The 10,695-nt window shown below is 63.0% G+C and carries 14 protein-coding genes; 5 read left to right on the forward strand and 9 right to left on the reverse strand.

The window, feature by feature from the left end; translation table 11 throughout:
* Positions 1–4: 4 nt before the first annotated feature.
* Positions 5–1,123, reverse strand: a complete 1,119-nt coding sequence (locus tag DXK50_RS08565) for a branched-chain amino acid ABC transporter substrate-binding protein (protein ID WP_161864445.1) — start codon at positions 1,121–1,123, stop codon at positions 5–7.
* A 295-nt stretch (positions 1,124–1,418) separates the two neighbouring features.
* On the opposite strand from DXK50_RS08565, the gene DXK50_RS08570 reads away from it, so the two are divergent.
* Both DXK50_RS08570 and DXK50_RS08575 read left to right on the forward strand, forming a co-directional pair.
* Entirely contained in the window at positions 1,419–1,736 is a 318-nt protein-coding gene (locus DXK50_RS08570) for a DUF2288 domain-containing protein (RefSeq protein ID WP_212630025.1), read from the forward strand.
* A gap of 93 nt (positions 1,737–1,829) precedes the next feature.
* Complete coding sequence (locus DXK50_RS08575; protein ID WP_161864443.1) at positions 1,830–2,198, forward strand: DUF5064 family protein; 369 nt, start codon at positions 1,830–1,832, stop codon at positions 2,196–2,198.
* A gap of 73 nt (positions 2,199–2,271) precedes the next feature.
* Here the strand turns inward: DXK50_RS08575 and DXK50_RS08580 are convergent, their stop codons facing one another.
* From DXK50_RS08580 to pyrC, 3 genes are all read right to left on the reverse strand, one after another.
* Positions 2,272–2,490: a bacterioferritin-associated ferredoxin gene (locus DXK50_RS08580; RefSeq protein WP_024307369.1), complete on the reverse strand. Its 219-nt coding sequence runs from the start codon at positions 2,488–2,490 to the stop codon at positions 2,272–2,274.
* Between the two features lie 180 nt (positions 2,491–2,670).
* On the reverse strand, positions 2,671–3,345 hold the full coding sequence (rnt, locus tag DXK50_RS08585; protein WP_012017982.1) for a ribonuclease T: 675 nt from the start codon (positions 3,343–3,345) through the stop codon (positions 2,671–2,673).
* On the reverse strand, positions 3,342–4,388 hold the full coding sequence (gene pyrC, locus DXK50_RS08590) for a dihydroorotase (RefSeq protein WP_212630026.1): 1,047 nt from the start codon (positions 4,386–4,388) through the stop codon (positions 3,342–3,344). The genes rnt and pyrC overlap by 4 nt, the downstream gene beginning before the upstream one ends.
* A 152-nt stretch (positions 4,389–4,540) precedes the next feature.
* Here pyrC and DXK50_RS08595 point away from each other — a divergent pair, with 152 nt between their 5' ends.
* The 3 genes from DXK50_RS08595 to gloA all read left to right on the forward strand — a co-directional run bounded on the left by DXK50_RS08595 (position 4,541) and on the right by gloA (position 7,269).
* Positions 4,541–5,482 carry a flagellar protein MotY gene (locus tag DXK50_RS08595; protein WP_461818615.1) on the forward strand — a complete coding sequence of 314 codons (942 nt, stop codon included), beginning with the start codon at positions 4,541–4,543 and terminating at the stop codon, positions 5,480–5,482.
* 106 nt (positions 5,483–5,588) lie between these two features.
* Positions 5,589–6,806 (forward strand): argininosuccinate synthase, encoded by a 1,218-nt coding sequence (locus DXK50_RS08600; RefSeq protein ID WP_024307372.1) that lies wholly within the window; start codon positions 5,589–5,591, stop codon positions 6,804–6,806.
* 70 nt (positions 6,807–6,876) lie between these two features.
* A complete protein-coding gene (gloA, locus tag DXK50_RS08605) occupies positions 6,877–7,269 on the forward strand; it encodes a lactoylglutathione lyase (RefSeq protein ID WP_024307373.1) in 393 nt (130 codons plus the stop codon).
* Positions 7,270–7,325: 56 nt separating this feature from the next.
* On the opposite strand, the gene DXK50_RS08610 is transcribed toward gloA, so the two are convergent.
* From DXK50_RS08610 to DXK50_RS08630, 5 genes are all read right to left on the reverse strand, one after another.
* Positions 7,326–7,505, reverse strand: coding sequence for a PA3496 family putative envelope integrity protein (locus DXK50_RS08610; protein ID WP_003245600.1), 180 nt, complete (start codon positions 7,503–7,505; stop codon positions 7,326–7,328).
* Positions 7,506–7,616: 111 nt separating this feature from the next.
* On the reverse strand, positions 7,617–8,255 hold the full coding sequence (gene nth / locus DXK50_RS08615) for an endonuclease III (RefSeq protein WP_212630027.1): 639 nt from the start codon (positions 8,253–8,255) through the stop codon (positions 7,617–7,619).
* The gene (locus DXK50_RS08620; RefSeq protein ID WP_161864428.1) at positions 8,252–8,959 is read right to left on the reverse strand and encodes an electron transport complex subunit E; all 708 of its coding nucleotides are present in this window, start codon (positions 8,957–8,959) and stop codon (positions 8,252–8,254) included. The genes nth and DXK50_RS08620 overlap by 4 nt, the downstream gene beginning before the upstream one ends.
* A complete protein-coding gene (rsxG, locus tag DXK50_RS08625) occupies positions 8,956–9,591 on the reverse strand; it encodes an electron transport complex subunit RsxG (RefSeq protein ID WP_212630028.1) in 636 nt (211 codons plus the stop codon). The genes DXK50_RS08620 and rsxG overlap by 4 nt, the downstream gene beginning before the upstream one ends.
* A gap of 2 nt (positions 9,592–9,593) precedes the next feature.
* The gene (locus DXK50_RS08630; protein WP_212630029.1) at positions 9,594–10,625 is read right to left on the reverse strand and encodes an RnfABCDGE type electron transport complex subunit D; all 1,032 of its coding nucleotides are present in this window, start codon (positions 10,623–10,625) and stop codon (positions 9,594–9,596) included.
* Positions 10,626–10,695 lie beyond the last annotated feature (70 nt).

Genomic DNA, 10,695 nt, shown 5'->3' on the forward strand with positions numbered 1-10,695 from the left:
GGGGTTACTTGGCTTCGGACTTGGTGCCGTCCTGATGCCACTCGTACACCACGAAGCTGAAGTCCTTCAGATCGCCCTTCTCGTCGAAGGCCAGGGTGCCGGTGGGGGTGTCGAAGCTGTTGGCGCGCAGAGCTTCTGCGACCTTGGCGGTGTCGGTGTCGCCGGCTTTCTCGATGCCTTCGGCGATGACCTGAACGGCAGCGTAGGCCGGGAATACGAACGGACCGCTCGGGTCTTCGTTCTTGGCCTTGAACGCCTCGACCAGCGCCTGGTTCTTCGGATCCTGGTCGAAGGATTTCGGCAGGGTCACCAGCAGGCCTTCGGAAGCCGGGCCGGCGATGGCGGAGATTTCCTTGTTACCCACGCCTTCCGGACCCATGAACTTGACGTTCAGGCCGCGCTCCTTGGTTTGGCGCAGCAGCAGGCCCAGCTCCGGGTGGTAGCCGCCGTAGTAGACGAAATCGACACCGGCCTGGTTGAGTTTGGCGATCAGCGCGGAGAAGTCCTTGTCGCCGGCGTTGATGCCTTCGAACATGGCGACTTTCACGCCTTTGCCTTCCAGTGTCTGCTTGACCGCAGTGGCGATGCCTTCGCCGTACTGCTGTTTGTCATGGATCACGGCAACGGTTTTCGGCTTGATGTGGTCGGCAATGAAGTTGCCGGCGGTCGGGCCTTGCAGACTGTCCAGGCCGATGGTGCGGAAGACCAGCTCGTAACCGCGGGAGGTGATGTCCGGGCTGGTGGAAGCCGCGGTGATCATCAGGATGCCTTCGTCTTCGTAGATGTCGGAAGCCGGTTGAGTGGAGCTGGAGCACAGGTGGCCAACCACGAACTTGACGCCGTCGTTGACGATCTTGTTGGCAACGGCAACGGCCTGCTTCGGATCGCACGCGTCGTCGTAGACCACGCCTTCGAGCTGGGCGCCATTCACGCCGCCGGCCTTGTTGATCTGCTCGATGGCCATCTTGGCGCCGATGAATTGCATCTCACCGTACTGAGCAACCGCACCGGTTACCGGACCGGCCAGGCCGATCTTGATGTTGTCGGCCGCCATCGAATAGCTGGCCGCCCCCGCCAGTGCCATTGCCGCGAACAGCTTGGAAATCTGCTTAGCCTTGTTCATGAGTGCTCCACTCTTGTGTTTTTCGTTGTTGTAGTTCTTGCGGCCGAAGCTGCAGAACCGGGTCTGTTACCCCGGTAATGCCCCCGGCAACTGTACCGGAACAGTGTAGAGCGCGGATTTGCGCCTTGAAAAGCCGGCAGCTGGAGGCGAAACGCGGAGTTGTCGCTAAATTGCAAGGAATGTATAGAAAAACGGCGTGGCCTGGGTCGGCTGGCGAGCGTCGTGCGGTTGCCAGCGCAGTTGCCGACGCTATCATTGCGCGCCTGCATTCAACGCCATCGACACGGGACACACCATGACGGATCAATCTAGCACCCTCTATGCCAAGCTGCTCGGCGAGACCGCGCCGATTCGTTGGCAGGAACTGCAGCCGTTCTTCGCCCGTGGTGCGCTGCTCTGGGTCGAGGGCAACCAGGATCTGGTGGCGGTCGCGCAGGCCGTGGCCGAGAATGACCAGGCTCGTGTTGCGCAATGGATGAACCAGGGGCTGCTGTGCCGGTTCGAAGATTCGCGTGCCGAAGATCTGCTTACGCGTGACCCGCAACTGTGGGCAGTGGTGGTTGCGCCCTGGGTGCTGGTTCAGGAAAGAGCAGGGGATTCAACTCTGCACTGAAATGGCGCATGCAGGGCTGGAAGTGGCGGACTAGACTCTTCGGGCGCTCCGTCAGGAAGCATCAAGCGGCGTTACGGCAAAGGAGAGAGCACCATGTTCGAACCCGGTCACCTTCATCGCAGCAATCCGCCTGGTCTGGGCGGACAACCCGGTTACAGCATCGATTTCTATTATGAGGTTCGCAAGGACCCGCGGGAGGGGCCGATGCTGCACGGGCGTCTGGTCGGCGAGATCGACGGCAAGGCCTTCGAGGAGGTCTTTGACATGCACCGCGATACCGCCTTCAACTTCGCCAGCGTGATTTCCCGTCTGGTGGCCAAGCACGGCTTGCCACCCAACCACAGCCCGATCATGCGTGCGCATGCCGAATACGACGCGATTTTCGAGGACATCCGCGCCCAGTTGCATGCCGCACCGGGAGAAGCGGTGGACCTCGACCATCTGCAGCGCGACGGCCTATAGACGACCTCGAGGGGTTTTGCAGGCGAAAAAAAACCGGATTCCAGGATCCGGTTTTTTATTCGCGGGCTGTGTTTCAGGCAGCGACGAAACCTGCGGGGTAGGCGAGCGATGCCTGACTGCTCTGCACTTCGGCGATGGTTTCGCGAACTACCTGCTTGGCCAGGCAGGCGCACTTGCCGCACTGGCTGGCGATGCCCAGCGTGCCGCGTACTTCGCGGTAGCTGCAGCAGCCTTCATAGACCGCTTCGCGGATTTGCGTATCGGTGACACCTTCACAGAGGCAGACGTACATAAGCAAGGCTCGTCTTGGTAGTTCTGTTCGATGGGTCGGATACTAATGTTAATGAGAATGCTTGTCAAAGATCGATTGCGAATGCTCGCATCTCCTGACGAACGGTGTATGAGACCGTTGCGCAGATATGAAAAAACCGGCCTTGGCCGGTTTTTCATTGAATGGTGAATGCGCCGAGGCTTACTGATCGAACTCGTCCCAGCCGCCCATTTCCTTCCAGCGGTTGACGATGCCGCAGAACAGCTCGGCGGTTTTCTCGGTGTCGTAACGGGCCGAATGCGCCTCCTTGCCATCGAATTCGATCCCGGCGGCCTGGCAGGCCTTGGCCAGCACGGTCTGACCGTAGGCGAGGCCGGCCAATGTGGCAGTGTCGAAGCTGGAGAAGGGGTGGAAGGGGTTGCGCTTGATGCCGCAACGCGCCACCGCGGCATTCAGAAAGCCCAGGTCGAAGCTGCTGTTGTGGCCGACCAGGATCGCGCGCTTGCAGCCGGCCGATTTGATCGACTTGCGCAAACCCTTGAAGATTTCTCCGAGGGCATGCTCTTCGCTCACCGCCATGCGCAGCGGATGATCGAGCTTGATACCGGTGAACTCCAGCGCCGCCGCTTCGATATTGGCGCCTTCGAAGGGCTCGATACGGAAGAAGTGGGTGTGATCCGGATAAAGAAAACCGCTCTCGTCCATGGCGATGGTGGTCGCGGCGATTTCCAGCAGGGCGTCGGTAGCACTATTGAAGCCGCCAGTCTCGACATCCACCACCACCGGCAGGTAGCCGCGAAAGCGCGCCGCCATGGGCGTGCGCGGGCCGGAGGGCAGGCTGGGTTCGAGTTCGTCTTCGTAGTTGTCTTCGCTCACGCCTGGCCCTCCAGCAGTTTCCAGCGCAGGGTTTCGCCGGCACGCAGCGGTACTACGCTGTTTTCGCCCAGCGGCAGGCTGGCCGGTACGGTCCACTCATCACGTACCAGGGTAATGCTGTCGGTGTTGCGCGGCAGACCGTAGAAGTCCGGGCCGTGGAAGCTGGCGAAGGCTTCCAGCTTGTCCAGGGCGTTGCGCTGCTCGAAGGCTTCGGCGTACAGCTCGATGGCGGCATAGGCGGTGTAGCAGCCAGCGCAGCCGCAAGCCGCTTCCTTGGCGTGCTTGGCGTGCGGCGCCGAGTCAGTGCCCAGGAAGAACTTGACGTTACCGCTGGTGGCGGCGTCGAGCAGGGCTTCCTGGTGTACGTTGCGCTTGAGGATCGGCAGGCAATAGAAGTGCGGACGAATACCGCCAACCAGCATATGGTTGCGGTTGTACAACAGGTGGTGGGCCGTGATGGTGGCGCCGACGTTGGCCGAGGCCGCCTCGACGAACTGCACTGCGTCACGGGTGGTGATGTGCTCGAACACCACTTTCAGCGTGGGGAAGCGCTCGACCACGCGGGTCAGGTGCTCGTCGATGAAGGCCTTCTCGCGGTCGAACACGTCGATCTCGGCGCGTGTCACCTCGCCATGCACCAGCAGCAGCATGCCGACTTCGGCCATCGCTTCCAGCGCCGGGAAGATCTTGTCGATGCTGGTGACGCCCGAATCGGAGTTGGTGGTGGCGCCGGCCGGGTAGAGCTTGGCGGCATGCACGAAGCCGCTGGCCTTGGCTGCGCGCACATCCTCGGGGCTGGTGTTGTCGGTGAGGTAGAGCACCATCAGCGGCTCGAAGCGGCTGCCAGCCGGGCGCGCAGCGAGAATGCGCTGGCGATAGGCGTCGGCTTCGGCGGCATTGCGCACCGGCGGTACCAGGTTGGGCATGATGATGGCGCGGCCGAAAGTGCGCGCGGCGTCGCCGACGGTGTGTGGCAGCACCGCGCCGTCGCGCAGGTGAATGTGCCAGTCATCGGGACGCAGGAGAGTCAGGCGGTCGGACATGAAGGCTTCCAGGCGGGTAAAACGTGGCCGCATGTTAACTGAAAAGCGCCTGCTCGCGCTCGCGCCGACGCGACAATCGCACGCAGGGGTCAAGTTTCCGCGCACCTGACCGATACCCCGTGAGAATGCCCTGAACCGCCGTGGAGCCTGTCGTGCGTGCGCCCAATTTCCTCCTGATCAGCCTGCTGGCTGGCATGCCTCTGTGCCTGCCGGCGCATGCCATCAGCTTCCAGACGCGGCTGGAGAAGGTGGAGTGGACGGTGGAGGGCGATCAGTTCGAATGCCGCCTGAGTCAGCCGATCAGCAACTTTGGCAGCGGCGAGTTCGTGCGCCGCGCGGGTGAGCAGGTCACCTTCCGCCTCAAGGCCCGTGAGCGCTGGATGGGCGCGGGCTCGGCAACCCTGTTGGCGGCAGCGGCGCCCTGGCAGCCGGGGCGCGGCGATATCAACCTGGGCGTTGTCAGCGTCGGTAATGGCGAGGTGCCGTTCAACAGCTCGCAGGAGCAGGGCGCGCGCCTGCTCACCGGTCTGCTGGAAGGGCGCAGCCCGGTGGTGCGCCATCGCACCCTCAATGGCGGCGAAAATCTGGAAGTGCGGCTACTGCCGGTGAAGTTTCACAAAGCCTATGACGATTACCAGGCGTGCACCGCCAAGCTGCTGCCGGTCAATTTCGATCAGATTCGCCAGGCGCAAATCGGCTTTCCCGGCGGGGGCATCGATCTCGACCCAATGGCCAAGGCCAAGCTCGATATCATCCTCGACTTCGTCAAGGCCGACCCCAGCATCAACAGCTTTCAGATCGACGGCCACGCCGACAACAGCGGCAATCGCCTGACCAACCGTGATCTCTCGCGTCGCCGTGCCTTGGCCGTGCAGGAGTATCTGATAGCCGGTGGTATTCCTGCCGAGCAGATCACCATGCGCTTTCATGGCGAGCGTTACCCGCTGGTGCCGAACAACAACGAAGCCAATCGTGCCAAGAACCGCCGGGCGACCCTGCGCCTGGATCGCGTGCCGCAGCCCGAGACGCCGCAGCAGAGTGCTCCTGCTCCCGCCACGCCGCCTGCCGATCCAGCGGGCAGCCGAGCCTCCTGAGCCACTTTGGCGTCGCTTGGTCAACTCCGACTGTCGCACCCCTGTAAATTAAGCCGCTTGGCCAGTAGAATCACCGGTTTTACCGTACAACCCGTGGAGTGATGGCATGGCGGACGTCAAAAAGGTAGTTCTGGCCTATTCCGGTGGCCTGGACACCTCGGTGATCCTCAAGTGGCTGCAAGATACCTATAACTGTGAAGTGGTGACCTTCACCGCCGATCTCGGCCAGGGCGAGGAGGTCGAACCGGCTCGTGCCAAGGCTCAGGCCCTGGGCGTCAAGGAAATCTACATCGATGACCTGCGCGAAGAGTTCGTCCGCGATTTCGTCTACCCGATGTTCCGCGCCAACACCATCTACGAAGGCGAGTACCTGCTGGGTACCTCGATCGCCCGTCCGCTGATCGCCAAGCGCCTGATCGAGATCGCCAACGAGACCGGCGCTGACGCCATCTCCCACGGTGCCACCGGCAAGGGCAACGACCAGGTGCGTTTCGAGCTGGGCGCCTATGCGCTGAAACCGGGTGTGAAAGTCATCGCCCCGTGGCGCGAGTGGGATCTGCTGTCGCGCGAGAAGCTGATGGACTACGCCGAGAAGCACGCCATCCCGATCGAGCGCCACGGCAAGAAGAAGTCGCCGTACTCCATGGATGCCAACCTGCTGCACATCTCCTATGAGGGTGGCGTGCTGGAAGACACCTGGACCGAGCACGAAGAAGACATGTGGCGTTGGACCAAGTCGCCGGAAGCGGCGCCGGACACTCCGACCTACATCGAGCTGACCTACAAGGCCGGTGACATCGTCGCCATCGACGGCAAGGCCATGACCCCGGCCCAGGTGCTGGCCGAGCTGAACCGCATCGGTGGCGAGAACGGCATCGGCCGTCTGGACATCGTCGAGAACCGTTTCGTTGGCATGAAGTCCCGCGGCTGCTACGAAACCCCCGGCGGCACCATCATGCTCAAGGCCCACCGCGCCATCGAGTCGATCACCCTCGACCGCGAAGTGGCTCACCTGAAAGACGAGCTGATGCCGAAATACGCCAGCCTGATCTACAACGGTTTCTGGTGGAGCCCGGAGCGTCTGATGCTGCAACAGATGATCGACGCTTCCCAGGCCAACGTGAACGGTGTGGTGCGCCTGAAGCTGTACAAGGGCAACGTCATCGTCACCGGGCGCAAGTCCGACGATTCGCTGTTCGACGCCAACATCGCGACCTTCGAGGAAGACGGCGGCGCCTACAACCAGCAGGACGCGGCGGGCTTCATCAAGCTCAACGCCCTGCGCATGCGTATCGCTGCAGGCAAGGGGCGCAAGCTGGTCTAAGCTGAACTTCTTGCCTCACAAGGACCCCGGCCAAGTGCCGGGGTTCTGCTTTCTAAGAGAGGAAAATCTGATGAGACTGCTGCATACCATGCTGCGCGTCGGCGATCTGGACAAATCCATCACCTTCTACACCGAGGTGCTGGGCATGACCCTGCTGCGGCGCAAGGACTACCCGGACGGTCAGTTCACCCTCGCGTTCGTCGGCTACGGCGACGAGGCGCACAACAGCGTGATCGAGCTGACCCACAACTGGGGCGTCGATAGCTACGAGCTGGGCACTGGCTACGGCCATATCGCTCTGGAAGTCGAGGACGTCTACAAGGCGTGCGAGGACATCCGTGCGCGCGGCGGCAAGATCACCCGCGAGCCCGGTCCGATGAAGCACGGCACGAGTATCCTGGCCTTCGTCGAAGACCCGGACGGCTACAAGATCGAATTGCTTTCGCCGTCGCGCCGCGACTGATCGACAGATACGAAAAGCCCCGCAATTCGCGGGGCTCTTTCTGTGCGGCTCGACGTTCAGATATCGAAATCGTATTCGGCCAGCTGCTTGTGCAGGCGACGCTCTTCGAGGAAGTTGTCGATGATGCGGCGCTTGGTCAGGTTGGTCTTGGCGACTTCCACCGCAGGCTCGGCATCGTCCGATTCATCCGCGACAAAGTCTTCGTCCAGTTCGAGATCTTCTTTGTCAGTGCTCATTCATTCCACTCCAGGCCAGTTACCGGGGCCGTTTGCGCACCTTATAGCGGCAAAAATTGAGCGGGTAAAAAAGATTTTTTCAATCAGAGGATCGCCGGATTCTATGGTCGATCAATCGTCGGAGGTTTTTGCCTTGTACTCGCACAGATCCTCGATGCGGCAGGCGCCACAGCGCGGTTTGCGTGCGGTGCAGACGTAGCGTCCGTGCAGGATCAGCCAGTGGTGGGCGTCGAGCAAATAATCCTTGGGCACGAACTTGAGCAGCTTTTTCTCCACCTCGACCACGTTCTTGCCCGGCGCGATGCCGGTGCGGTTGCTGACGCGGAAGATGTGCGTGTCCACGGCCATGGTCAGCTGACGGAAAGCGGTGTTGAGCACCACGTTGGCGGTCTTGCGGCCGACGCCGGGCAGGGCTTCGAGGTCCTCGCGGTTGTCCGGCACCTGGCTGCCGTGTTTCTCGACGAGGATGCGGCAGGCCTCGATGACGTTCTTCGCCTTGCTGTTGTACAGGCCGATGGTCTTGATGTACTCGGAGAGTCCCTCGACGCCCAGGGCGTAGATGGCTTCCGGCGTATTGGCCACCGGAAACAGCTTGGCCGTGGCCTTGTTGACGCTGACGTCGGTGGCCTGGGCCGATAGCGTCACCGCTACCAGCAGCTCGAACGGCGTGCTGTAGGCCAGCTCGGTCTTTGGCTCGGGGTTATCCTCGTGCAGGCGACGGAAGATTTCCAGGCGTTTGGCGGCGTTCATTCGATGACTCCGGTAACGCGAACGCGGCGGCTTTGTGCAGGCGCTTCGGGCGCGGCGGCCTTGGCCCGTTCCGCGGCGATCTGGTCGATGCGGTTCTTGCCGGCGATCAGCAGGCCCAGGACGATAAAGGCGCCCGGCGGCAGGATGGCCAGCAGAAAGCCCTTGTAATCCTGTACCAGGGTGAGCTTCCACTCTGCGGCAATCGGCCCGAACAGCAGGTGCATGTTGGCGAACAGGGCGCCGGTGCCGAGCAGCTCGCGGATGGCGCCGATCATGACCAGCACCAGGCCGAAGCCCAGGCCCATCATCAGGCCGTCATAGGCGGCGCGGGCCGGGTCGTGCTTGGCGGCGAAGCCGTCGGCGCGGCCGAGGATCACGCAGTTGGTGGTGATCAGCGGGATGAAGATGCCGAGGATCTGGTACAGCTCGTAGGTGAAGGCCTGCATCAGCAGCTCGATGCAGGTGGTCAGCGCGGCGATGATCATGACGAAGGCCGGCAGGCGCACGGCGGTGTTGACCACGCCGCGCACCAGCGACACCGCGGTGTTGGAGCACACCAGCACCACCGCGCTGGCCAGGGCCAGGCCGAGGGCGTTGACCGTGGAGTTGCTCACCCCCAGCAGCGGGCACAGGCCGAGCAGCTGCACCAGCGCCGGGTTGTTCTTCCACAGGCCGTTGAAGCTGATTTCGCGGTAGCTGGTCATTGCTCGTCCTCCGCCAGGCCCAGCAACTGGGCGCGGTGCTTGTCGAAGTAGCGCAGGGCGCCGTGCACGGCCTTGACCACGGCGCGCGGGGTGATGGTGGCGCCGGCGAACTGGTCGAAGTCGCCGCGATCCTTCTTCACTGCCCAGCCGTCTTCGTTGGGATCGCTCAGGGACTTGCCCTCGAAGCTGCGTATCCAGTCGCTCTTGGCCAGTTCGATCTTGTCGCCCAGCCCCGGAGTTTCTCGGTGGCCAAGCACACGCACACCGGCCAGGCGGCCATCGGCGAAGATGCCCACCAGCAGGTGGATGGCGCCGCTGTAACCATCCGGTGCGGTCACCGGCAGGATCAGCGCGCTGGGCTGGCCGCCCTTCAATGCCAGGTAGGCCGACTGCGGGCTGCGGTGGCCCAGCTCGGTGGCGTTAAGCTCGATGCGGTTGTCCAGCAGGTGGTTGTCATAGCTGCCGCTCGGCAGGATTTCGGCCAGGGCGCGTACCTGTGCTTCGCGCTCGGCGGCAGCGATGCGCGTGGCGGTGCCCTGTTGCAGCAGGGCCACGCTGCCGACGGTGCCAATGGCGAACAGGCCAAGCACCAGGGCGTTCTTCAGCATCGAGCGGCTGATTTCCGGCAGCATGCTCATTCTCCCAGCTTGAAGCCGCTGTTGGGTTTGCGATGGCCGTAGCTACGCGGCCGGGTGTAGTAGTCGATGGTTGGGGCTGCGAGGTTCATCAGCAGCACGGCGAAGGCCACCGCGTCCGGGTAACCGCCCCAGGCGCGGATGACGTAGACCAGCACGCCGACGCCGATGCCGAACACCAGACGCCCACGATTGCTGGTGGCGCCGGAAACCGGGTCGGTGACGATGAAGAAGGCGCCGAGCATGGTCGCCCCGGTGAGCAGGTGAAACAGCGGCGAGCCGTTGGAGTCCGAGCCGCTACCATTCCAGAACAGCAGGCTCATGACGAACAGCGCGGCGAGCATGCCCACCGGCGCGTGCCAGGTGATCAGCCGCTTGTGCAGCAGGTACAGGCCGCCGGCGAGGAACGCCAGGTTGACCGCCTCGCTGCCGGCGCCGCCGAAATGGCCGAAGGCCGGGTTACCGGCGTACAGCTCGTCGATGGTCAGGCTCTTGTTCACCTTCAGGGCGTCCAGCGCGGTGGCCTGGGCCCAGCCATCGGGCAGGCTGGCGATGCCGAGGATGTGCTTGATGCCGTCCAGCGCGGCGACGCCGTGAGGCGCGGGCCAACTGGTCATTTCCACCGGGAAGGAGATCAGCACCACCACATAGCCGACCATCGCTGGGTTGAACGGGTTCTGTCCAAGACCGCCATAGAGCTGCTTGCCGAAGCCGATGGCGAAGCCGCAGGCGATCAGGGTCAGCCACCAGGGCGAGTAGGGCGGCAGGGCCAGGGCCAACAGCACGGCAGTGACCAGGGCGCTGTAGTCCTTGAGGAAGAAGACCACCGGGCGCTTGCGCGCGGCCAGCAGCGCGGCCTCGAAGCCCAGCGCGCAGAGGCTGGCCCAGAGCAGGTTGAACAGGGTGCCGGCGCCGAACAGCCAGGTCAGGGCGAGAATGCCCGGCACGGTGGCCAGCAGCACCTGCAGCATGACCTGCTGGGTGCGGTTGCTGCCCGTGGCGTGGGGCGATGTGATGCGGGGCAGGGCCATCGGCGCTCCTGTTACTGCGTTCGTATTGAGCGCAGTGGTGTTCATTTCCCGGATTGCATCCGGGCTACGG

Source organism: Pseudomonas sp. KB-10 (genome assembly GCF_018221585.1).
Classification (GTDB): domain Bacteria; phylum Pseudomonadota; class Gammaproteobacteria; order Pseudomonadales; family Pseudomonadaceae; genus Aquipseudomonas; species Aquipseudomonas yangonensis.